Origin of the sequence: Luteolibacter luteus, from assembly GCF_012913485.1 — a bacterium.
GTDB lineage: Bacteria > Verrucomicrobiota > Verrucomicrobiia > Verrucomicrobiales > Akkermansiaceae > Haloferula > Haloferula lutea.
The window spans coordinates 3,262,835-3,286,354 of sequence record NZ_CP051774.1 but is presented as its reverse complement, the minus strand read 5'-3'; the positions used below and the strand labels follow the sequence as shown (position 1 = coordinate 3,286,354).

At 61.9% G+C, this 23,520-nt stretch carries 12 protein-coding genes; 4 read left to right on the top strand and 8 right to left on the bottom strand.

Annotated features, from left to right (window positions below; genetic code table 11):
• Positions 1-28: 28 nt before the first annotated feature.
• Both HHL09_RS13645 and HHL09_RS13640 read right to left on the bottom strand, forming a co-directional pair.
• A complete protein-coding gene (locus tag HHL09_RS13645; RefSeq protein WP_169455182.1) occupies positions 29-3,223 on the bottom strand; it encodes an FG-GAP repeat domain-containing protein in 3,195 nt (1,064 codons plus the stop codon).
• A gap of 96 nt (positions 3,224-3,319) precedes the next feature.
• On the bottom strand, positions 3,320-6,610 hold the full coding sequence (locus HHL09_RS13640; RefSeq protein WP_169455181.1) for an FG-GAP repeat domain-containing protein: 3,291 nt from the start codon (positions 6,608-6,610) through the stop codon (positions 3,320-3,322).
• A 238-nt stretch (positions 6,611-6,848) separates the two neighbouring features.
• Here HHL09_RS13640 and HHL09_RS13635 point away from each other — a divergent pair, with 238 nt between their 5' ends.
• From HHL09_RS13635 to pbpC, 3 genes are all read left to right on the top strand, one after another.
• Positions 6,849-7,349, top strand: coding sequence for a hypothetical protein (locus HHL09_RS13635; protein ID WP_169455180.1), 501 nt, complete (start codon positions 6,849-6,851; stop codon positions 7,347-7,349).
• A 282-nt stretch (positions 7,350-7,631) separates the two neighbouring features.
• Positions 7,632-13,409 (top strand): alpha-2-macroglobulin family protein, encoded by a 5,778-nt coding sequence (locus HHL09_RS13630; protein WP_169455179.1) that lies wholly within the window; start codon positions 7,632-7,634, stop codon positions 13,407-13,409.
• Between the two features lie 61 nt (positions 13,410-13,470).
• Positions 13,471-15,732, top strand: coding sequence for a penicillin-binding protein 1C (pbpC, locus tag HHL09_RS13625; protein ID WP_169455178.1), 2,262 nt, complete (start codon positions 13,471-13,473; stop codon positions 15,730-15,732).
• Positions 15,733-15,738: 6 nt separating this feature from the next.
• Here pbpC and HHL09_RS13620 read toward each other — a convergent pair whose 3' ends face one another.
• From HHL09_RS13620 to HHL09_RS13595, 6 genes are all read right to left on the bottom strand, one after another.
• Positions 15,739-17,103: a hypothetical protein gene (locus HHL09_RS13620; protein ID WP_169455177.1), complete on the bottom strand. Its 1,365-nt coding sequence runs from the start codon at positions 17,101-17,103 to the stop codon at positions 15,739-15,741.
• A gap of 324 nt (positions 17,104-17,427) precedes the next feature.
• A complete protein-coding gene (locus HHL09_RS13615; RefSeq protein ID WP_169455176.1) occupies positions 17,428-19,524 on the bottom strand; it encodes a TonB-dependent receptor in 2,097 nt (698 codons plus the stop codon).
• A gap of 48 nt (positions 19,525-19,572) precedes the next feature.
• Complete coding sequence (locus HHL09_RS13610) at positions 19,573-19,974, bottom strand: hypothetical protein (RefSeq protein WP_169455175.1); 402 nt, start codon at positions 19,972-19,974, stop codon at positions 19,573-19,575.
• Positions 19,971-20,762: a S1 family peptidase gene (locus HHL09_RS13605; RefSeq protein ID WP_169455174.1), complete on the bottom strand. Its 792-nt coding sequence runs from the start codon at positions 20,760-20,762 to the stop codon at positions 19,971-19,973. The genes HHL09_RS13610 and HHL09_RS13605 overlap by 4 nt, the downstream gene beginning before the upstream one ends.
• Before the next feature lie 33 nt (positions 20,763-20,795).
• Positions 20,796-21,839, bottom strand: a complete 1,044-nt coding sequence (locus tag HHL09_RS13600) for an A/G-specific adenine glycosylase (protein ID WP_169455173.1) — start codon at positions 21,837-21,839, stop codon at positions 20,796-20,798.
• A gap of 31 nt (positions 21,840-21,870) precedes the next feature.
• Positions 21,871-22,464 (bottom strand): hypothetical protein, encoded by a 594-nt coding sequence (locus HHL09_RS13595; protein WP_169455172.1) that lies wholly within the window; start codon positions 22,462-22,464, stop codon positions 21,871-21,873.
• Between the two features lie 111 nt (positions 22,465-22,575).
• Here HHL09_RS13595 and rnhC point away from each other — a divergent pair, with 111 nt between their 5' ends.
• On the top strand, positions 22,576-23,517 hold the full coding sequence (gene rnhC / locus HHL09_RS13590; protein WP_169455171.1) for a ribonuclease HIII: 942 nt from the start codon (positions 22,576-22,578) through the stop codon (positions 23,515-23,517).
• Positions 23,518-23,520 lie beyond the last annotated feature (3 nt).

Genomic DNA, 23,520 nt, shown 5'->3' with positions numbered 1-23,520 from the left:
CTCCGCCCTACCCTTCACCGGGATCCCATCAAGGATCGAGCGTGAAGGAAACCGAGCTCGACGTGCCGAGGTGGAAGGCTCCGGTGTCCTCGATCTGCACGGTGACCAAGGCCCCTCCGGACGCACCGGAGGAAGGCTTGAGCAAGAGCTGGGCACTGGTAGCGCGAGCCTTGAAGGAGAGCTTCGCCCGGGTCGTCTTCACGACGCCATTTTCCTCACGGGTCACCTTCAGGGTGAGAGGCAAGGCGAACGAGTGCCCGCCACTCCGGGTGAAGTTCACGGCTACCGCGCCATCCACCGGGGTGCTTCCTGCGACGGAAACGGTCGGCTCCGCGTCGAGGATGGAGATCGCGGCCTGCGAGGCGGAAGGCGAAATGACGTAGCGTGGATCCGGCACCAGCTCCAGCTGCACGGTTTCCGTCTGCTCGGCACGGCGATCGTGGATCGGGACCACGGTCACCACGGCGGTGTCGTCACCTTTGCGGAAGGTCACATTGGTGCCGATCCTGCGGTAATCGGAGCCGGAGGTCGCACTGCCTCCGAGAGCGATCCGGGCGACCAAGGAGCGTGACAGGTCTCCCCCGCTGCGGCGAAGGACGAAGGTGGCTGGGTCCGTGCTGCGGCCAGACTTCAGTTCGCTGGCACCGGTGTCCTGTGCCTCCACCGAGATGACCGGCTCGTCATCCTGCACGATGGTTTCGAACGACGAGGATGAGCCGATGAAGTAGCCGGTGGCGGGTTCAAGCATGACGGCCAAACTCTCGGGGCCTTCCGCCAGACTGTCCTGAACCACCGCCAACCGGGCGACCACGGTGGTCTCTCCGGCGGGAATCAACACGCTCCAAAGATCATCCCCCAAGGAGAAGGCCCCGGACACATCGTAGTCGGCAACAGCCGTGGCATTCCCCTTCAGGGAGAAGGTCACCGCCGTATCCGCGACACCCGCTTCGCTGCGAGTGAAGGTCAGGACGATTTCACCGGAGCTTCCCTCGGCAAGCTCTCCCTGGGAGCTCATCTGCATGGTCGCGTAGTCCGGAGAACCTCCGACTTGGAACCCGGACAGGCCGTGAGAAAGACCCGCAAAAACCTCGGTGCCCTCCGGCCCCTCATAGAGCCCGAGAGTTCCCACAGGATCATTGAATGAGGTCCCCAGGGTCATGGTCGACCAGATCGGGGCGATAGAGTTCGGCCACAGGGAAATCCGGTCTTGCGCCGACACCCACAGCGACTGGCCGCTGCCCACCGTCAGTCCGGTGATCCTGCTTTCCGAAGCCTTCCACGAGTCCGTGCTGATATATCCACCTTCACCATCCGGAATAAGAATGGAAACCATACCGCTCGGGCTACCTGCGATGAAGCCGGGAACACCCGGTCTGACGGCGAGGGCGCTACATTGTCCGCCGAACCAAGGCTCACGGGTCCGGGTCTTCAAATCGAGGATCTGGATTCCCAGATTATTCATCGCCACCACCGCCTCAAGATTCCCATCTCCATCCACATCCGCCACGACCAGCGAGCAGGCACCTCTCACGCCCCCTGGGATCGTGATCTTCCATTCCACCGCCTTGGTCGCGAGGTCGATGACAAAAAGGAAGGAGTCGTTTCCGGAAGAAAGGATCGGATCACTGGCGGCCACCACTTCCAGATCGCCATCCCCATCGACATCCTCGACGTGCACCTGGCCGAACCGCTCTTCGTTCTGATCCCAAAATTGCCATTGGCGCTCGAAGGTCCGCGCATCCGTGAACTTGTAGATCTCCACGAGACTGTCCCTCGAAGCGTCGCCAGCGACGACGATTTCCTGACGTGCGTCACCATCAATATCCTTGAGAATCAGATCGCGGACTCCCTCGACCGCCAAGTCATTGGCGATTCCTTGGGAGACTCCCAGAATGGCCAGAGTCTCCGGATCATAGACCACGATGCAGCCCGCCCCGTAGCCGGACCGGGACTCGCTGCTGATGGTCACCATTTCCGGTTTTCCGTCTCCGGTGACATCTCCCATCACCGGGCTGAGGAAAGGTCCATCGAGATGAATGCTCTGCCACTCCGTGGCTTGGGTAACAGGATTGAAAACATTCAGCCTGTCCTCCCCGCTGGTATTCGATCCCCCGCTCCAGATCAGCTCGATCGTGCCATCTTGATCCGCATCCAAGGTGGCGATGCGGGCAACTCCGGAGTCTGGATTCGCGACCTTCCATTTCCTCACGGGCGGCAGCTCATCGAGTGTGAGAACGTGGAGGTAGCCGCCTTGATTATCTCCGTAGAGCAGCTCCGGAGCAGCATCTCCATCCACATCCACATCCGCGATCTCGATGCCGCTGATGTCCAGCCCGGTCCTGAAGCTCCATTTCTCCCGCTTCTCCTCCACATCGAAGGCGCGGATATCATACGCGTCTGCCGCGGCAATCAGCTCGGCACGCGAGTCGCCGTCGATATCGGCGGCACGAAGATGAAGGCCGAAGCCCTCGCTGCGAGTCCACTCGACCTTGCGTTTGCCAGTGTCGATCACGTGACCGGAAGTCGTGGCGATCTCCAAGGCGGGGTCTGCATCCATTTGCGCCACCACGAGATCCGCCCCACTGGGACCCGTGATGCTCCAAAGGAGAACTCCGGCCGCATCGAAGACCTTGAGATCAAGGTCCGTGAGGACCACAAGCTCCGCGATACCATCGCCCGTGAGATCCGCCGTGGTGAAATCGGTCAGCTCGGTAGGAAGTGTCAACCGCCGGACTTCTTCGAAACTCGTCAGGGAATAGAAGAAGAAGCGCCCGTCCGCCAAGCCCACCATCAGCTCCGGCCCCGCCCCGCCAAGCACCTGCGCGGAGGTCATCGCGGCGATCTCACCAAACGGATACTGACCGGGCACCGGCGCATACGGCTGCTGAACGTAAACTTGATAGTAGCGCTGGGTGAGCGGGTCGCAGTTCAGGACATACCAGAAATTGTTCGGCCCGAAGCCGAAGGGCGTGGTTCCCGAAACCACGATATTAGGACCATTCGTCCCCGGCGCGACGACCCATCCCGCCTGGCCGATCTGGGTCCCGAAGACGCCGGAACCCCAGAACGGAGCACCACCCGGACTGACCGGTGGATTCCACGGCTCGCCCGCCATGGTGGTGAGGAGTCCCGGATCGGTCGGCACTTCGGAATCAACGGCAACGGCGGTCGCGGCAAACGCCAGTGACAGGGAGCCAAATCGGAGGAAGGAGGAATAAGTCATCAGATAAGAATTACTGGAGAACCATGCGGTAGTTCCGGGCAAGATACCGGCGATAGCTGCCGGTGAAGGGACCCGGGATGAGCTCGCTCTTTGAGCTCAGGGTTCGAGAGTGAATGACACCGGTGCGGAGTCCAAGAGGTGGAACTCACCGGTCTCGATCAGCTGCACGGTGATCTCGGCGGGACCTTTCGCCCGCGAGGCAGGACGCACCAAGTATCCTGCCGTGGCCGAGCCGGCCTTGAAGACCGCCTTCTCCTGGCTAGCGCGCATGGCCCCATTCGCCTCCCTGCGGGTGACGAAGACAGTCACCGTCATCGGAAGCGTGTGACCACCGCTCCGCCTGAGATTGACCAACATGGCTCCCCTGAGTTGGGTCACCCCATCGAGTGCCACGCCGGGTTCGGCATCGGCAATGGACAGGGAAGCTTCCTGCTCCGATTCCGAGATCCGGTACAGTCCTGTAGGAAGCACTTGGAGCTGCACTTCCTCCATCTCCTCGGCCCGTCGGTCATGAGTCGGAACGATCCGCAACTCGACAGTGTCCTTACCCTTCGGGAAGACCACCACGGGATTGATCTTCCGGTAGTCGATCCCAGCAATGGCGCTACCCGACAGACCGACGCGCACTTTCAGGGAGCGCGAGAGATTCCCGGTACGGGAAAGCCTGAAAAAACCATTGTCGCTCGCACTGCCCGCCCGCAGCTCGCTGGCATAGGGATCCGACGCGACCACGGAGACCACCGGCTCGTCATCCTCGATGGGAATCAAAGCGACGGAGGGCGAGCCAAGGAAATAGCCACTGGCACTTTCCAAGCCTGCGGAAATCACCTCCGGGCCCTCGCTCAGGAAATCCTGCAAGATACCTAGCGTGACGACCGCCGTGGTTTGATTGGCGGGGATGGTCACGGTCCAATTCCCGTCGCTGCGGGACGTCGCGCCCTCCACCGAATAGTCCTCCTCCGCGGTCGCTTGACCATACAGCGAGAAAACAACTTCCGTGGGGGTTTCGCTTATCGCGCTGCGGGTGAAGGTCAAGGTCACGGAATCCGTGCTCCCTTCGGCAAGCTGACCGCTGGCATCGAGATTGACGGTCGCAAAGTCCGTCGCGCTGCCGATCTTGAAACCGCCCACTCCATGAGTGAGACCAGCATAGACCTCGGTGCCGTCCTCTCCTTCATAGAGAGCCACACCGCCATTCACGTTGCCGAGTACCGCGCTCGACCAAACCGGGGTGGCTTGGTCCGGCCAAAGCTGGATGCGCTTGCCGGCGGAGACCCAGAGCGATTGCCCGGCACCCGGGGTCAGGCCGGTGATGGAATCCGCCGAGGCCTTCCATGAACCCGCGAAAAAATAGTGGCCCGGCGCATCTGCAAGGTGGCGGGTGATGGTCCCATCTTCGCGGCCCCCGATGAAACCGGTCTCGCCGGGGCGCACGGTCACCACGGTGTAACTCCCCCCAACGGTCGCCTCCTGAACCCGCGACTTCAGGTCGAAGATGAGCACACCAGTGCCGGAAACCGCGACGAGGGCTTCGACATTCCCGTCCCCATCGGCATCTCCCACCGCCAGGGAAGTGGCACCGCTCCAGGAAGAGGAGAGATTGGCGGAACGCCATTCCTCAGCCCGGGTGGCTAGATCGACCACCCGCAGGTAGCTTCCCTCCGAGCCACTGTGTGCCTGGTCATTGATCATGACCACCTCCAGATTCCCATCGCCATCCACGTCGATCACCTCGACATCAGTAATGGGCGAGCCACTCGGACGCTGCGCCGTCTCCCATTTCAGCTCGAAGGTGCTGGCATCCGTGAAGGCGTAGATCTCGACAATGCCATCATAAAGCCAGTCCGCCGCGACGACGATCTCCCTGCGACCATCCCCATCGATGTCGCGCAGCTTCAAATCGCGCAGGCCGGTCCAAGAACGATCGGAGGCGATCGGCTGGGACGTTCCCAAAAGCGCAAGGGTCTCCGGGTCGAACACGAGGATACGGCCGCTGCCGTAGCCGGACTCCGACTCCCAGCTGGCGGTCACCAGCTCCGGCTTCCCATCGCCGGTCACGTCTCCAATCGCGGGCCTCACGAAAGGGCCGTCCAGATGGATGCTTTGCCACTCGAGGGCCCGCTTGATGGGATCGAGCACATTCAGGCGATCTTGTCCGGTGGTATTCGAACCGCCGCTCCAGATCAGCTCGACAGCGCCATCCTGATCGGCGTCCACCACGGCAATGCGGGGGATGCCGGAGTCGTATCCGGGAACGCTCCATTTCTCCACGGGTGTCACAGCTCCGAGGCTGAGGACGTGAACGCCGCCGTGTTGGTTATCTCCGTAGAGCAACTCGGGAGCGGGGTCGGCATCCACATTTCCGATCTCGATCGAGCTGATGTCCAGGCCGGTCCTGTAGGACCACTTGGCAACCTGCTGGTCCACATCGAAGGCGTAGATATTGTACCAGCCTTCAGCCGCGATCAACTCGTGGCGCGAGTCGCCGTCGATATCGGCCGTCCGCAAGTGAGCACCGAAGCCCCCGGACCGTGTCCACTGGATCGAGTGGTTGTCCGCATCAATGACATGCCCGGAAGTCGTGGCGATTTCCAGACCGGGATCCCCATCCATCTGAGCCACCACGAGATCCGAGCCCGACACTCCCGAAACGCTCCAGAGAAGGGTTCCGGTGGAGCTGAAGACCTTCAGGCCGCTATAGGTCAGCACCAGGAGTTCGGCAGTGCCATCGCGAGTCAGGTCCGCCAGCGCGACTTGGGTCAGATTTTGAACGGGCTGGATCGCGGCGAGTTCCTGAAAGGTGCTGAGGGAGTAGAAAAAGATGCGTCCATCTTCCAAGGCCACGACCAACTCATCGCCGCTGCCTCCGAGGACATTCCCGGATTTCAGGGAGACCAGCCGCGGACCCCAGTAGTCGCCGTGGAGATCCTGATAAGGGACCTGTACGTGGATCTGATCGTAGCTGCCTGTGGCCGGATTGTGCCGGAGGACGTACCAGAAATTGTTCGCTCCGAAGCTGGCGCTGCCTGTCGCCGAGACGAAGAGGTGCTTTCCGTCCTCCCCATCCGCGGTCACCAAGCCGCCAAGGCCGATCTGGGTGCCAAACATCGCGTAGCTCCAGAAAGGAGTTCCACCCGGACTTGGCGGAAGATTCCAAGGCTCTCCCTCCCTGCCGGAGAAGGGCGGGGCGGCGAGCGACCTCGCCAGGGGTGAGGAAGCTTCCACTGGCGCCGGAATTCCGGGAGTGTCGTAGAAGAGCGGCTGTGAATTCGAGTCGAGGACCGGGCGGCCGGCCGCATCGACCGGCTGGTCCGGGGTGCGGGCCGAAGCCGAGGCGGCGAGCAAAAGCGACAGCGGGAGCAATCGTAGAGAGAAGGAGTGTCTCATTGTGGGAGCGTATGCAAAAGCGGGAGGGAACGCCGGCGGGCGGCCGGAATCGAAGCGGGGAGACTTCGCATCGCCGGACGAGGATGGAGCGAACACCCGGCTTCCGACAAGTTAACTTTAGCAAAGGGCAAAGTCATCAGATGAGGACCGCTGGAGAACTGGGAGCAAATTTCAAGCGACGCGGTTTTTTTTCGTTCGAATCGATGGACTCCCATTTCCGTCCATCGCCTTTGAAGCCATGAAAACGATTCCTCTATCTCTCCTGATCGCCGTTATTGCAACGGTGCTGCCAGTCTCCGCCCAAGAAGGACAACCCCACGTCCGGCCGCCCCGCCCGCGGACGCTAGGTCAGGAGATACAACCAGGCATCCCCGCTACGCGGCAGGACTCCGAGTTTCCCACCAACCTGAAGCTCACGCTTGAGGGTGCGCTCTTTGGCCAAGTGCCCACGGATTTTTCGATCCTTTCCGGCGGCCCTGTTTTCTCCGCCACCCTGCCACTGAAGCCGGATGGCGAGGCTCCGATCATCGGGAACGTGGAAGGCGTGATCACGGCCGGAACTCCCTATAGCGTGCAGATCTCCATTGGTGCGCGCGTGCCGGTCCAGACGGGGAACAGCATCGAGTACCGCGACTTCACCTTCCGCTCCACCGTCCGCGTGGTGCCGGGCAAGAAAGTGACGCTTTGGGAGAAGGGTGATCAGAAACTTCAGCTCGTTCTGGAAGAGGTGCCCGACTGATCTTCGGAGCTGGGGGGAATTCCTACGGAACCCCGGAATACGGAGGAGCGATAAAGGACACCAAACGGTGACTTCAACAGCATTGCAAAAGCCAACGCCGTTGGCGTTTTTCGCGATGAAATCAAGGCTCTCGCGGTAACAGATCGGCGGTTTGGCGAAGAAGATATTCTGACTTCCTCCGCACACGATTTTCACAAAGCTGAAATTGAAAAATTCCGGCGTTTGGGATGACATGTCCGCCTGCCGTGATTGCGTATCACGGCACGGAACATTAATACGACCATGCGCCCAATTGCCGTCTTGTTGGCGGGCCTCTGCATCACCGGTGCCACCGCCGCACCACGTCTCCACGTCTCAACAGCGTCCCTGACGCCGGAGAGCACGATTGAACTCGTATTGGATCGCGCAGCTGCCAGCGCCGATCTCATCGGGAAAGAAGCGAAGAACGATTGGCTGGAGATCCAGCCGCCTTGGAATGGAACCCTCTACTGGAAGGAGGCCAACGTTGCGGAATTCCGCCCGAGCTCGGCTCCGGGCCTGGGGACTTCCTACACGTTCAAATTGAAAGGCGGTCACAAACATCTCGATGGCTCCGCGATCCCTGCGGCGGAGGTGGCGAAGGTCAGCAGCGAGCCCTTCCAAGTGGACTTCGCGAATCTCTTGGACCGCTACGAGGAGAACTGGTCGCCACGGACGACGGCGTTTTTCCTGCGTTTCAATGGCGACGTGACGCCGGAGAAAGCTGCGCCCTTCCTCTTCTTTGAAGCGGACGGCGGAATCCGTGTCGCCGCGAAGACCGAGCGCGCGAGCTTCGGCCGGATCAAGATGCCGGGCTTCCTCGGCTCCTCGTGGAGCGAGCGCTTTGCACGACGGCTGAATCCGGAGCTGCCACGGCCTGAGCCGGTGGCATCGCTGGAGTTGCCGAATGGCTTGGTGGTAACGCCACTGCAGGAGCTGCCGGAAGGCGTGAACTGGCGTCTGGCGATGCTGAACGGCCTGCCCGACAGCAGCGGCAAGGCGAAGTTCACCGCGGATGCGACGCGCTACATCGGCAATGTGGATCCGCTGAAGATCGAGTCCTTCGCCGCGCAGACCCTGGCGGATGCACCGCGGCGGATCGTGGCGGATTTCAACATGCGCCTGCCGGTGGATCTGGATCCCTCACTGGTGAAGATCGAGCCGGTGCCCGCAGACTTCCGGGTGGAGGTGCGCAATGACGAGCTGCACCTGTTAGGCGATTTTTCCGCGAACAACCACTGGAACGTCACGCTATCCGGGAACCTCGCATCGCGGGATGGCCGGGCGCTGAAGCAGGACGTTTCAAAGCAGCTCGAGTTCAAGCCGCTGGATCCGGAGCTCGCCCTGCCGAGCCAGGATGAAAGCCAGCTGGCCTCGGGAACGCGGAAGTATCGCGTGCAGACGGTGAATCTGGACAAGGTGCATCTGCGCGTGAAGAAGCTGGACGATAGCCAGCTGATCCGTGCGCAGCAGGGCTACCGCTACTACACGGGCGTGGGCCACAATGGTGAATCCATCAACCCGACCCACCAGATCCCCTACGAGCTGATGGGGGGCGAAACGATCGCCGATGTGGAGATCCCCCTGACGAACGCACTGGATACGACGCAGCCGCTCTTGCTCGATTGGGACAAGATGCTGACGGGCGATGCGCAGCCGTGGTCGCTGGGCTTCCCGAAGGACGAAGCTGGACCGAACCCCGAAGCCAAGAGTGCCGCGGCGTTCTTCATCGAGATCGTGGGCACGCCGAAGGAAGGCACCAAGCCATCCGGCAACAACGAAGACGGCGAGAGCCGCGCGAAGTCTCCCGTGGTGCAAGCGCTGATCCAGCTGACCGACATCGGCCTGGCATGGAAGACGATCGACAATGAGGCACGCGTCTTCGCGTTCTCCTGCCTGACCGGCAAGCCGCTGCCAGGCGTGGCGCTGACCACCTATGGCGAGGATGCGAAGCTGCTCCAGCAGGCGAAGACCGGACCCGATGGCATGGCCACCCTGCCCCGCGAGACCGCTGCCCGCCACCTGCAGGCGAATCTCGGTAGCGACCGCTACTCGATCGCTTACGATACCGCGCTGCCGACCGTCGGCCTGTGGCGCTTCCCGGTGCGCTATTCGTGGGAAGAGACGCCCGCGAGCTTCCGCAAGGTGTTCCTGTTCTCCGACCGCTCGCTGTACCGGCCGGGTGAAACGGTGAACATCAAGGGGATCGTGCGCCGCCAGGATGGCAATGCGATCACCGCGCAGCCGGCGGCGAAGTCCCGGCTGGTGATCACCAATCCGGAAGAGAAGGAGATCTACAGCCAGGAGGTGACGGTTTCCGAGACGGGTGGCTTTGACCTGAGCTTCACGCTGCCGCCGGAGAAGACCGGTTACCACCGCGTGGTGTTCGAGTATCCCGACGAACTTGCGAAGCTGGAGGGGCTGGAAGATTGGTCGGAGCGCCAGCAGATCCAGACGAATGGCCGCTTCGAGCTGCCGGTCCGGGTGGAGGAATTCCGCCGCAATGCCTTCGAGCTTACCCACGAGCTGCAGCAGCCGGCCCCGGGTGCCAGCGAGGTGAGCCTGACGCTGAAGGCTTCCTACTACCAAGGCCAGGCCGTGGCGAAGGGCGAGGTGCAGCAGTTCACGCACATCGCGGACACGAACTTCTATCCGGAGAAATTCCGCGATTACCTGTTCGGTGACCATCGTACGCCGGACTTCGGCTACTGGTATCACTACTTCGGCTATCGCTGGGATGATGACGAGGGTTCCTCCCGGCACTCCAATAGCGAGTCGGCGAAGAGCACGCTGGCGGAAGATGGCAGCGCCCTGATCACCGCCAAGCTGCCGGAGTCCGAGTTCCCGATGGCACGCGAAGTTTCCGTTTCCACGGAGGTGACCGATGCGAATCGCCAGACGCTGAGCAAGAGCACGGAAGTGACGGTGCATCCTTCCTCCGTGTATGTGGGTGTCTCACGGCTCGACAAGCTGGTGCGGGTGGGCGACCGCCTGCCGCTGCAAGTGGTGGCCGTGACTCCTGCGGGCGAAGCCTATCCGGGCGACCTGACGATCACGACGAAGCTCTCGCGCGAGGTGAATGACCAAGTGCGGCTTTCGCATGGCGAGGGTGGCACGGCGGTGCGCAATGAGGCACGCCGCGAGGAGCTGGGCACGGGTAGCGTTTCGCTTTCCGGCGGGAAGTCATCGGATTTCCTGTTCGAGCCGAAGCAGACGGGCCTGCACCAGTTGGAGCTGCGCGGGACAGACGCGGAGGGCCGGGCCTTTGCCACGGTGACCACGATCTATGTCTACGGCGGCAACGAGTATCCATGGTCCTATGAGGACGGCATGCGCATCAAGCTGGTCCCGGAGAAGAAGCTGTATCAACCGGGCGATACCGCGCGGGTGCTGGTGCTTTCGCCGATCGAAGGCACGGCCTTGATCACGGTCGAGCGCGAGAAGGTGCTGCGGACCTTCATGGTGGACCTGAAGGCGACGGATCCGGTGATCGAGATCCCGGTGGGCGATGACGATGCGCCGAATGCCTTCGTCTCGGTGCTGGTGATCAAGGGTGCGCAGGATAGCGCGCGGATGTTCAAGGAGCCCCAGCTGCGACTGGGCTACTGCGAGCTGATGGTGGAGAACCATCGTGACAAGCTGGCGGTGAAGCTGGATGTCCCGAAGGACAGCGTGCTGCCGGGCCAGGAAGTGAACCTGGGCGGCACGGTGACGCTGGCCGATGGCTCTGCCGCGGCGAATGCCGAGGTGACGCTGTATGCCGAGGATGAAGGAACCCTGGCGGTGATGGGTTATGAAACTCCGGACCCGATGGGCTTCTTCTACGATCCGCGCGAGCTGCGGGTGAGCTGCGGCACGACGCTGGACCGCTTCATTGCGGAATCCCCCGATGAGCAGAGCTTCTTTAACAAGGGCTTCTTCGTCGGCGGTGGCGATGGCGATTGGTCGAGCCTGAAGAACCAGACCCGCCGCGACTTCAATCCCTGCGCGGGGTGGCAGCCGGCCCTGAAGACGGATGCCTCTGGAAAGTTCACGGCCACCTTCAAGATGCCGGATACGCTGACCCGCTACCGGGTGATCGTGGTGGTGCATCATGGCGAGAGCCGCTTCGGCCGCGCGGAAGACGACGTGGTGGTGAAGAAGCCGCTGATGGTAGAGCCGCAAGCACCGCGCTTCGCCAACGAGGGTGACCAGCTGGACATCCGCGCGCTGGTGCAGAATGCGTCCGACTACAAGGGCACGTGGAAGATTAGCTTCAGCCCGAATCCGCCGGCATCCGAACCGGTGGCGACTCTGGCTGGTGCGGAGTCCGAAAAGACGATCACGCTGGATGCCGGCGGATCGGCGACGGTGATCTTCCCGGTGAAGTTCGAGAACACGGGTGAGGCTGTCTTCTTGTGGAAGGCGGAGCCGGTCTCGCTGGAAGGCGTGACGATGACGCCAGTGCTGTCGAGCAAGCACAGTGACCGGGTGGAATCGCGCTTCCAAGTGGCCTATCCCATGCCGTTGCTGCGCCAGACACAGCTGGTGAAGCTGGATAACAAGGAGACCAACCTGCTGCAGAAGCTGAACCCGGAATTGCTGAATGGACGCGGGAACATCGAGCTGGAGCTTTCCCGCTCGCTGCTGCTGGAAGCCGGTGGATCGGTGGACTACCTGCTGCACTATCCCTACGGCTGCGTGGAGCAGACGACCTCATCGATGATGCCGTGGTTCGCGGTGGATCAACTGCGTGAGGTGGTGCCGGCCTTCGCGAAGCGCACGCCGGAGGAAGTCCGGATGGCAATCCAGAAGGGCGTCGACCGCTTGCTGACGATGCAGAAGGAGGGCGGAGGCTTCAGCTACTGGCCGGGCATGGCCCAAACGGAAGACTGGGCGAGTTCCTATGCGGGCCTCGGCCTGGTGATGGCGAAGAAGCATGGTGCGAATGTGCCGGATGCCTCGATCGCGGCGCTCTGCAATTACCTGGAGACGGGCCTGCGGGGAGTCACAAGCTCGAACTCCTCATACACCTATGAGAACGCCTGCCGTGCGGTGTGGGTGCTGGCTTTGGCCGGTCGTGATCCGGATGCGTATATCAACACGCTGAAGGATCGCATCGCCGACATCCATCCCCGCGGCCGCTACCTGCTGGCGATGGCTGCGAAGGAAGCGAAGACGCTGGATGACCCGACGGTGATCCTGCGGGACAAGACGAAGTTCCGCATGAAGAGCGACGCCTGGATGGCCTATGAAAACGATAACGCCGCGCGCCTGCTCGCCTGGGCAACGCTGAATCCGGACGCGGAGGAAACCACCGAGGCGCTGGATCGCCTCGTGAGTGACCGCAGTCCGTATGGGGACTGGCGGACGACCTGGGTGAATGCCTGGTCGCTGATGGGACTCGCGGCTTACGCGGAACATCACTCGGAGCTGCAGCCGAGTTCGGTCACGCTGACCAGCGCGGACGGCAGCAAGAGCATCGCGCTGGAAGCCGGAAAGCCTGCGGTCTTGCTCGACTTCCCGCTCGGGGAAGGCCTGGCGCTTTCCGCGAAGTCGGATGGCAATGCCTATGTGCGGGTGAAGCTGGCCTCCAAGCCGCAAATCGCGCCGCAGATGCCGGTGGCGAAGAACGGCCTGGAGATCACGCGCTTCTACGAGCGGGTGAAGCCGGATGGCACCTCCGAGCCGCTGGAAGCGGCGAAGCTGGGCGATCTGGTGCGGGTGACCCTGCAAGTGGAGCTGCCTGCCGATGGCGAGCGCTACATGGTGATCGAGGATCGCCTGCCGGCGCTCTTCGAAGCGGTGAACAACGACTTCGCCAGCCAGGCGGCGAATGGCAATGCGGGCCGCACCAGCGAGAATGACTGGAGCGTTTCCCACAGCGAGCTGCGCTCGGATCGCGCGCTGTTCTTCTTCGACCGCGTGTGGCGCGGCGGAAGGCAGAATATCACGTATCTGGCGCGCTGCACGATGGAAGGAAAGGCGATCGCTCCGCCAGCCAAGGTGGAGTCGATGTACAATCCGGACAACACGGCCTTGTCGGCTTCGCGGGAGTTCTAACAAGATGGCCGGGACCGCGGCTCCGGCTGCGGTCCCGGCCTCATTTCTTTTCTGTTCCCCGGTGAAAGTCCGTTCTTGGTTCAGGCGCAAGCGCATCGTCATCCCCGCCGGGGCGGCGGCGTGCGGTCTGGCCGCCTGGTATCTCCTCCCCTTTTGTTTTACCCTGCCCGCGGATCTCACGGAGAATCCCGCGGCCTCCCCGGTCCTGCTCGATCGCCATGGCAAGCCGCTGCACCACCTGGTGCTGCCGGACTTCACGCGCAGCAGCCCGGTATCGCTGGATGAAATCCCCCGCGATCTGATCGCCTGCACGGTGGCGGCGGAGGACAAGCGTTTCTTTTCCCACGGCGGCATCGACCTGCTGGCCACGATGCGAGCCGCGAAGGATGCGGTGCGGCACCAGCGGACGGTTTCGGGTGCCTCGACGATCACACAGCAGTTGATCAAGCTTTCCTCGCCGCCAGCCTCTCGCGGCCTGAAGACAAAGTTCCGCGAGGCGATGCTGGCGCGGCAGCTGGAGATGCGCTGGCCGAAGCAGCGGATCCTGATCGCGTATTTCAACCGCCTGCCTTACGGGAACCACCGGAGCGGCCCGGCAGAGGCGGCGCGCTTCTATTTCCAGAAGCCGCTGGGTGATCTATCGCTGGCGGAGAGTGCGCTGCTGGCAGGACTGCCGCAGGCCCCGAGCATGCTGAACCCGATCAAGCACCCGAACCGTGCGCTGGCGCGGCGGGCAGTGGTGCTGGCGCGGCTGGCGGCCTATGAGAACTACGATGCGGCCCGTATTTCCTCGGCAAGTACCGAGACCCTGCGGCTGAGACCGCTGCAGGAAAGGCCGCTGGCACCGTGGCTGCCGGCGGCGTGGGAAACCCGTGATGGCAGGGCGGACTCACGGACCTCGCTGGATGCGGACTTACAGGCGGACGTGGAGACGATCGTGAGGGAGGAGCTGGCGAAGCTTTCCACCTCGAATCTGAAGCACGCGGCGGTGGTGGTGATTCACAATCCGACGGGCGAGATCCTGGCGCTGGTTTCCTCCGGCAATTGGCGCGACCCGAATGGCGGGCAGATCAATGGCACGCTGATGCCGCGTTCCCCGGGATCGACGCTGAAGCCATTTACCTGGCTGCTGTCCTTCGAGAAGGGCGGGCTGCATCCGGGATCGATCGTCGCGGATATCCCGACACAGTTCCGCACCAAGGAAGGGCTGAACGCACCGGAGAACTACGACCGGACTTTCCGCGGGCCGGTCACGGTTCGGGAGGCACTGGCGTGCTCGCTGAATGTTCCGGCGATGCGGGTGCTGAATGATCTGGGCGGGCCGAAGCCCCTGCACGAGCTGCTGACGGCGCTGGAGCTGCGGACGATTGGTCCGGACTTTGGTGGTTACGGATTGGGGCTGACGCTGGGCAATGCGCCGGTGCGGCTGCTGGATCTGACGAATGCGTATGCGACACTGGCGCGCGAGGGGGAAGAACTGCCGGTGACCTTGGGCCTCAGCGAAGGTGTGAAGAAGGAGGAAGCGCCGCTGCTCTTTACCGGACAAGCGGCGTACCTCATCGCGGATATTCTTTCGGATCCTGATGCTCGCGCTCCGTCCTTCGGGCGGGGCGGACCGCTGGAACTTCCTTTCCGCTGCGCGGCAAAAACAGGCACCTCCTCGGATTTCCGCGACAACTGGTGCATGGGTTACACGAAGGAATTCACGGTCGGCGTATGGGCCGGGAATTTCGACAACTCGCCGATGAAAGGCATCTCCGGTGTGGCGGGAGCGGGACCGGTGTTTCACCGGACGATGCTGCGACTGCATCGCGATACCAAGCCGACTTGGCTGGACCGGCCGGCTGGCTTGCTGGATGTGCCGCTGGATGTGCTGACCGGGAAAGCGGTGGCATCGGGCTCCGGGAAAGCGGAGCTCATCCCTGATGACCGCAGGCCGCTGCCATCCGCGGCGAGCGACCGTGATGCACAAGGAAAGGTGCTACTGGATTCCTCGTACTCCGAGTGGTTCGCCTCGGCATATAACCGGCGGCGCTCCGTGTTTGCGATTGCGAGCGACCAAGCGGGCGAGATGCCCTTGAGAATCCTGGCACCGCGGGAAGGAGCGACCTATGTCTTGGATCCGGAGCTTCCGAACGGCGGGATGCTGCATCTGGCCACAAACCTTCCGGGGACCGCGCAGTGGTCCTGCGAGACGCTTTCCCTGTCCCCCGGACCTTCGGAACCGGTGGTGAAGCTGGAGACGGGCGATCATGTCTTGATCGCGACCGACAAGCGCAGCGGGGCGAAGAAAGAGGTGAGGATCCGGGTGGAGGAGCGCTGAGCGGCTTTAGCGCCCTTTGGGGCGGAAGTCGGCGTCATTGTGGAACACTCCATCGATCAGATAGTAGTCCCGTTTGTTCCAGAGCTTGCCTGGCTTCCATTCGCCATGGGCCCGGCTCACTTCCAGCACCTTCTCTTTTCCATCCAAAAGGAAATCAACCTTGGCTTGGTCCGGGTTCTTCCCGTTGATGCCAATGGCGAAAATCTGCACCATGGCAATGTCCTTTCCCGGCTGAGCATCTGGTAGACCGAGAAGGGCACCACAGATGTTCCTTTCATTCAGGTAGTCAAGACGGCGATTGATTTCAGGAGAATCCGGGATGCTATCCTCCCTTTCACCATATCGCTCGCTCTTCTGAATCTGCAGCTTTCCTTCACGCGAAGGGACCAGATGGAAAGCCTCGCAGGCATCCCAAGACTCCCAACTCCGACGTCCTAAAATGAAGTGAAGAAGGAAAGCTTCTTCCTCATAGGAGAACATCCGGACCCGGTAGTCCGGGACTTCCACGTCCATTTTGAGCATCGGAAAACTTACCCCTTGCTCGCTACGGCAGACACCAATGTTCAATAGCGATCCCGCGCTTCCCTTCCCTTCGCCACAAAGCAAAGCCCGGTTCGAAGGTGTAAAACATGCAGCCAAGATCGATTGGAAAAGCGGAAGACTCTTTCGTATCGCTTCGGGTTCCCGGACGGCACTTCCATAAATCCGCCGGCAATTTTCGAGGGACAGCGGGCTAAGGAGTTTCTCCAGCTCCGTCATCGGCAACTCATCGGCATTTTCACAAGCCTTCGACAAGGCATCAAAAGCTATCCGGTAGGCATCGAGTTGATCTGCGAAGATGCGCAGCCCCTGCGAAAATTTGCTGTCAGGGGGGACCTCCTCCTCAACCTTCGAATCTACAAGGGCCTTTTTCAGATCCCATGGGATCTCTTCCAATTTTCCCACCTTTAGCTTTTCGACCGTCGTCCCAAAGTAGCGCAGATGCCGACGTGTCCTTCCCGGTGGGGATTCGACTTCAACCTCGGTACTGACGCCTTGCCCGATGACCATTGGATACCCGGCATCACATTGTTCAGCTTGATCTGCAATCATGCGGAACGCCTTCACGGTCGGTTCGTCCTTGAAGATGTATCCCCTCCGGACCTTCGGGTTTTCTCTGTCGTCCATGAAGTCGAACTCCGGGGCGGCAAAGCCATCCCAGATGAGTTGCACCTCTTTCGCGCCAATGGTCGCGGTGACATTGAAGGCGTCGCCATCTTTAAAGGCGGAGCCTTGCCAAGTGATGATGGAAGTCGCGGGGGCCGGATCTTCGGCGCGGAGATTGCCGAGGAGTGTAAGCACGAAGATCGTGGCCAGTGGCTTCGCCATCATTCCTCGAGAGCTAGCTCATGTCGTTTCCAGCGACAACGATCATCTCCTCTTTAGCGAGATGGGGATGACGCAGGTAGGAAGCTGACCGAGGGAACCTCGTTGAGGTTCCGTCTTTGTTTCGGGCCATTTCCCAAGGGTGGCACTCCTGCGTCGTGCGACCCTTGGGCTATATGAGGGAACGGCGTTGCCGTTCTTGGAAAAGACGCTGGTGGCGGAGGGATCGTCCCGATCCGCAAAATGAAAGACCGCGGGAGCGAACTCCCGCGGCCTTTCTGCACCGGTATATTACCCGGATGCACCCGGGGTGGGAATGGTCTTGTTAATTTACCAGATCAGCTTGGCACCAAGGATGGTGTTGAAGCCCGCTTCGTTCTGGCCGGAGCCGTGGTTGCGGTAGTCCTCGTTGGTGATGTTTTCCAAGCCTGCGGTAAGCTCGAGAAACTCGCTGGCGCGCCAGCCGCCATGCAGCATGTAGACGATGTAGTTCGGCGTACCCATCGACGGAATGCGCTGGTTGTCGGCGCGGTCGGAGGCAGTAAGGCGGTTTTCTTCAGCCGCTGCAAGCACGCGTCCTTCGATCCAGAATGCTTCCGAAGGAGCAGTCCAGCGGAGGGCCACCGATCCGGTGAGCGGCAGGAGACGGGAGCCGGGCTCATCGACAATCGGGCCGCCGAGGTAGGCAGCCGTCTCCGTGCGGCCATCCTGCCAAGCACCGAAGCCGGAAACGGTCCACTCCGGGTGGAAGCGCCAGGCACCTTCCAGTTCGACGCCGTAGACGTAGCCATCGCGGCCGTTGGTGGCCACAGTGGTGCTGCTGCCGGAGGTGATCGGCACGCCGACAATCAGGTCATCCACATCCGTGTAGAAGGCGGCAAAGTTCACCGAGGTGTTCTCCGTGTTGTGGCGGGTGCCGATTTCGTAGGTGATGTATTCTTCAGGATCGACGTCAACGGAACCGGTGCTGGCGATGCCGGAGCGGGCGGTCAGGTTCCCCGAAAGGTCATCGAGGTTCGGGGCGCGGAAGGCCTGCGAGGCACCTCCGTAGATGCTCCAGCAATCGGTGAAGCGGTAGATCGCACGCAGCGAGCCGACGACATTGTCCCAATCGCGGTCCGCACCGTAGCGGTCGGTGCTGGCCGCGGCATCCCAGTAGCGGCCAAGCTCGGCCTGCGCGTAGGTGTAGCGGAGGCCACCGGTGAGCTCGAATTGATCGACCGGCTTCCACTGGTATTGCGCAAAGGCACCGAAGAGCTCGTAGTTCGAATCATCCGCCACCGGACGCGTCGCCGCATCGTAGTTCAGGCCGCCGGTCGCGCGCTTGCGGTAGCCTTCCGATTCCACGGTGTCCCTGTAGTAATCGAGGCCATAAACGAGGCTGCCGGGCCCAATGATGGACTCGAAGGAGGTATCAAAGCCGACGGTATCGAGTTCCGCGATCTGGTAACGGCGGTCGGTGCGGGTGCGGTACTGCTTCTCGGAATCAGCCTGGGTCTGATAGGAGACCGTCGCGTTCCAGCGCTTGATGAAGGCGGAGTCGTCGTTCTCCTGTTCCACGCGGACGTAGGTCAGCGAGCGCTCTTGGTCGAGGGTGCGCGCCAGCCAGGTACCGGGCTGGGCGACATGGCCGGAGTGCTGCCAGCCGGGATTGAAGACCGTGGAGTGCCAGCGGGAGACATTGTCCTGATTCACCTGCTGGTGGACGAGCGTGAGCGTCGTCTGCTTGTTCAGGGCCATGTCGAAGCGGAAATCGAGATCCTGCTCCGGGTAGCCGGTGTTCCGCATCAGGCCGACGCCGGAATCGCGGATATCCCCGTAATCCTTCGCGGAGATGCCGAGCATCACGCCGTACTGGCCGCCGACGCCGAAGGAACTCTCCACCCGGCCGATGTGCGAGTCATCGCCATTGCTACGGTATTCGTAGTAAGCGGAGCCATGGGTGAAGAAAGCTCCGTCCGTTTCTTCCTGGAATCCGGAGGACTTGGTGAAAACGTTCACGGTACCGCCGACGGCATCCGATCCGTAGAGGACCGAGCCCTGGCTTTTCACCAGCTCGAGGTGATCGATCGAGTAGGGATCGACGGTATTCCAGTACTGGACCGGGCCGCTGCGCCAGATGGAATTGTTCATCCGGACGCCATCGATCATCAGAAGGTTCTGGCGGCCAGTGAAGCCGCGGACATACGGCGAGCCGTGGCCGTAGGCGGTCTTCTGGACCAGCACGCCGGGGGTGAACTGCAGGGCATCCGGTAGCGTGCGCCGCTTGTTCTGCTCGATGTAGGTCTTGTCGATTTCCTCGACGGTATAGGCGGTATCGCTCTCCTTCTCCTCGGTGCGCGAGGCGGTAACGATGAGCGGATCAAGGACGTCCTGGGCCTGCAGGGCCATCGGAACGACGGGTAAGAGGAGGTATCTGAATCGCATGGGTTCGGTGCCAAACGACCAACCCGGGATTTCCTTAGGGAAAAATCCTCAATTTGTCTGCTGGCTCCCCTTTTGCAGATCCCGGAGCACCTTTGTCTCGCGATCCGTCATGGTATAGGGGCCGGCGAAATCGATTTCCGTATTCACTCCGCGGCGGGTCCGGGCGGCGAATGCGTTCTTCGAATCGAGATAATAAAGGATGATATACTGCCGGTCATCGCTGGAGGTCTCCGCGATGAAATCCGGCAGGCCTTTTTCCTTCAGGAAGACATCCAGATTCGGGTGGGCGGCGGACTGATAGACCAGCCGGCGGTGCCCAAGGGTCTCCGGAGCATTCCTCACCAGCATGATGCGGTCTTGGGCGGCGCGCTCCGTCCAGCCCGCTTCCCAGCCACGCCCCACGGGGCCGCATGCCGAGAAACACAAGGGGAGGAGCAGGAGGTATTTCATGAGGCCGGGACTACGGTGGGAATGAGCTCGGGATTGCGACGACGATCCGTCTCAATCATTCGCTCTAGAGCCCGCACGTTCGGCCGGTTTGCTTCGGATTCAATGAAAAATGCGGTCTCAAGCGGCACGAGAAATTCGACCGCTGAATTCACCCCGACCAGACGTCCGTGAGAGTCCACGACAGCACCTCCGCTATCGCCCGGCTCCAGCGGGATGTCGTGCTTGAACCGCGCGGCATTCTTGCTGCCCGGGGGGATGGAGGTGACCAGTTTCCCCGGCTCGCTTCGGAAGCCGGTGGCGATCCCGCTGTGGAACACGGTGGTCCCGGCGGGCAGCCATTGATCGGGGGAGGACCATGTGTAGTAGCGCGGCGTGGCCACCGGAATGTGCAGGACCGCGAGGTCGGTGGAGGCGGAGCGCCAGACAATGCGGGCCTTGGTGGCACGCAGGGGGCCTTCCTGGCCATGGATCACGAAAACATTCCGGCCGGCCGAGCGGGCCAGCACATGATCCGCCGTCATGAAGTAGCCGTCCGGGGAGATCGGGATCGCTGAGCCGCCATCGGCATCATCCGGGCCTTTCCCTTGGGTGAAGCGGCTTTCCACCCATGGGGAGAGCTCGGACTTGCCGGAAATAACCACTGCGGCGAGACGGGCCGCAGCTTGACGCATCACCGCCTTCCCCGGGGGAGAGGTATCCGCCGCGGGTTCCGGGGAAGAAGTGAGGGAACACGCCGACAAGGAGGCCGCCGCCATCGCGGCCAGAGACAGGCGGGTAGAGAAAGACATCCGGAGGAAATAGAGCAAAAGATACGTGCCGTCTCACGCGATTTCTTCGCGATCCAACAAGACAGCGGAAAGAGCCGCGCGGTCCGCGGGAGGAATGACCAGTGAATCCAACCGGTCGAGATCGATCCACTCTTCCCCACCTGCTAGAGAGGCCGCGGCATGCGACTCCGGACAGGCGTGGACGTGCAGGGTGACCCGGTATTTGGTGATCCCATATTTCCGGCGGTGAAGCAGCGGCAGTCCGGAGATGAGGGCCTTTTCACGCACCGGCAGGCGCCACATGCCCTCGCGGCGGCCGCGGCCCTGTCGGGAAAGCAGGATGCGGCCCTCCTGAAGGACGCAGGCGGTGTGTTCGTCGATCTCCTCGATCGCCTGGCGCTTCGCCTTCACCGGAAGCAAAGAGGGCTCAGGAGCCTTGCAGAAGGAGGAAACGGGGCAGGAAAGGCAATCCGGCACGCCGGGCCGGCAATGGGTCTGCCCGAGTTCCATCAGGGCGGAATTGAAGACGCGGGGATGCTCGCGATCGAGGAGGGCATCCGCCGTTTCCCAGAGCCACTTCTGCATCGGGCCCGCATCGATGGGGTCTTCCCGATCGAAGAGCCGGGAGAGGACCCGGGCGACATTCCCGTCCACGATCGGGGCGGGCCTATCGAAGGCGAAGGAAAGCAGCGCCCCGGCGGTGTAGCGGCCGACGCCCGGCAGATCGAGAATGGCAGTGTAATCCTCGGGAAAGCGGCCCCCGTGGCGAGAAAGGACGGCCCGTGCGGACTCCCGGAGCATGCGGGCACGGCGATAGTAACCGAGGCCCTCCCATGTTTTCAGCAATTCGTCGTCCTCCGCGGCGGCCAGAGTAGGCACATCCGGAAATTTTTGCAGGAAACGGTCATAGAAGCCGCGGCCTAGGACCGTGGCGATCTGGGTCTGCTGAAGCATGACCTCCGAGACGAGCACCGCGTAAGGATCCCGGGTCCGGCGCCATGGATAATCCCTCCCATTCCGCTCAAACCAGTCCCGCAGGGCAACCCGAAAGGCATCCGGAGCATCTTTCGGGGTCTGTCGGGCGATCGGCTTCAGCACGGGCCGAATTTGAACCATTGCGGCCAGAATGCTAGTTCGCCGCTTCGAAATCGGCTCTCTTCCGGTGAAGCCGGGCATCGTTCGGGAGTGTGTCGCAGAAGCATTTGTAGAAGGTTCTGGTTCCCTGCACCGACATGTCCAAACCCGCCGTGGTTTGACGGCATCCGAAGCAAAAAACGATATCGTGGGTCCCGCCATCTTTCTCCAAGCGGAGAAGAATATCGGCATTGAAGGAGCATGCCTTGCCTGGCACCTCATAGGAACTTGGCGATCCAAGGGCGTGAAGGAGCCTTTGGCGGGTGTCCTCGTCAGGCTTCCTGCCTTCAGGAGAGAATTTCCATCTCCCCGAGACAAGTGTCCCGGTCTCGTCTGCTGGAAAGATCTGGATCCCATCGGGAGCCAGCATCGCTTCAAGTAGCCCCGGAACCCGGATGTTCCCTTCCAGAGTGAAGCCGGGCGGAAACAGGAGATCTTCCGGACGACTGGCGTAAGGAGCCTTCCCGAGATCCACCCGATGTACCGGCGGGGCCGGACGGTGTATCGCTCGGAGGGTCGCGAATGCACCGATTCCGCCACCGAGCAGCAGACCTGAGACGAAGAAAGCAATTCGGACGGGAGGGAGCATTTCATCAAGCCAAATGGAGAAAATCGCGCATCGCAACCCTGGCGCTCCGTCGATTGGAAAAACCTTGGCGCGCCAGTCGTTCTCGCAGTTCATAGCCCGCAAGACCTCAACGTGGCCCTCACCTCTCACACCGCCCCACTGACCGCCGCCCAGGCCTCTCGCCTGCGGGAGGTGCTGGAGGAGCGTGGCTATGAGTTCGAGACGAAGCCCTACACGCTCTATGCGGCGAAGAAGGGAAAGCTGAACGTTTCCGTCTACGAAAAGGGCCCGAAGGTGCTGGTACAGGGCAAGGAGACGGAGGATTTCATCCGCTTCATCCTGGAGCCGGAAATCCTCGGCGAGGCCAAGCTGGGCTACGAGGAGGAGCTGGATCCGGAGATGTTCGCCCCGCACTTCGGCATCGATGAAAGCGGCAAGGGCGACTATTTCGGGCCTCTGGTGATTGCCGGTGTATATACAGATGCTCCGGTGGCACGGGCGCTGAGAGCGGCAGGCGTGATGGATTCCAAGCGGATCGCCAGCTCGAAGCGGATCCGTGACCTGGCCGCGAAGATCCGCGAGGTCCCGGGAATCGCCATTTCCGTCGTGGCTATCGGCCCGGAGCGCTACAACGAGATGTTTTCTTCCTTCGGGAACCTGAACCGGCTGTTGGCTTGGGGCCATGCCCGGGTCATCGCCAATCTGGCCGAGCAGCGGCCTTCCTGCCCGCGGGCGCTGAGTGACCAGTTCGCCCGCCCCGACGTGCTGGCGCGCGCGTTGAAAGCACAGAAGGTGGAGATCCAGCTGGACCAGCGCACGAAGGGTGAATCCGACATCGCGGTGGCGGCTGCTTCCATCCTTGCGCGAGAGCGCTTCGTCGATTGGATGGATAAGACTTCCACCGCGGGTGGAATAATTCTCCCACTTGGTGCCTCTGCCGCAGTCATCGATGCGGCACGGCAATTTACCGCCAAACACGGCATCGATGCCTTGGGCAAGGTTGCCAAGCTTCATTTCAAAACCACCACCGCCGTGACCGGTGATTCAAACACCTCTGGCACGGATTCAGCATGATTT

Bases quoted from the DNA above. Each gene is read 5' to 3' on its own strand.
- HHL09_RS13645 (WP_169455182.1), bottom strand. From the start codon at position 3,223: ATGACTTATTCCTCCTTCCTCCGATTTGGCTCCCTGTCACTGGCGTTT.
- HHL09_RS13640 (WP_169455181.1), bottom strand. From the start codon at position 6,610: ATGAGACACTCCTTCTCTCTACGATTGCTCCCGCTGTCGCTTTTGCTC.
- HHL09_RS13635 (WP_169455180.1), top strand. From the start codon at position 6,849: ATGAAAACGATTCCTCTATCTCTCCTGATCGCCGTTATTGCAACGGTG.
- HHL09_RS13630 (WP_169455179.1), top strand. From the start codon at position 7,632: ATGCGCCCAATTGCCGTCTTGTTGGCGGGCCTCTGCATCACCGGTGCC.
- HHL09_RS13620 (WP_169455177.1), bottom strand. From the start codon at position 17,103: ATGATGGCGAAGCCACTGGCCACGATCTTCGTGCTTACACTCCTCGGC.
- HHL09_RS13615 (WP_169455176.1), bottom strand. From the start codon at position 19,524: ATGCGATTCAGATACCTCCTCTTACCCGTCGTTCCGATGGCCCTGCAG.
- HHL09_RS13610 (WP_169455175.1), bottom strand. From the start codon at position 19,974: ATGAAATACCTCCTGCTCCTCCCCTTGTGTTTCTCGGCATGCGGCCCC.
- HHL09_RS13605 (WP_169455174.1), bottom strand. From the start codon at position 20,762: ATGTCTTTCTCTACCCGCCTGTCTCTGGCCGCGATGGCGGCGGCCTCC.
- HHL09_RS13595 (WP_169455172.1), bottom strand. From the start codon at position 22,464: ATGCTCCCTCCCGTCCGAATTGCTTTCTTCGTCTCAGGTCTGCTGCTC.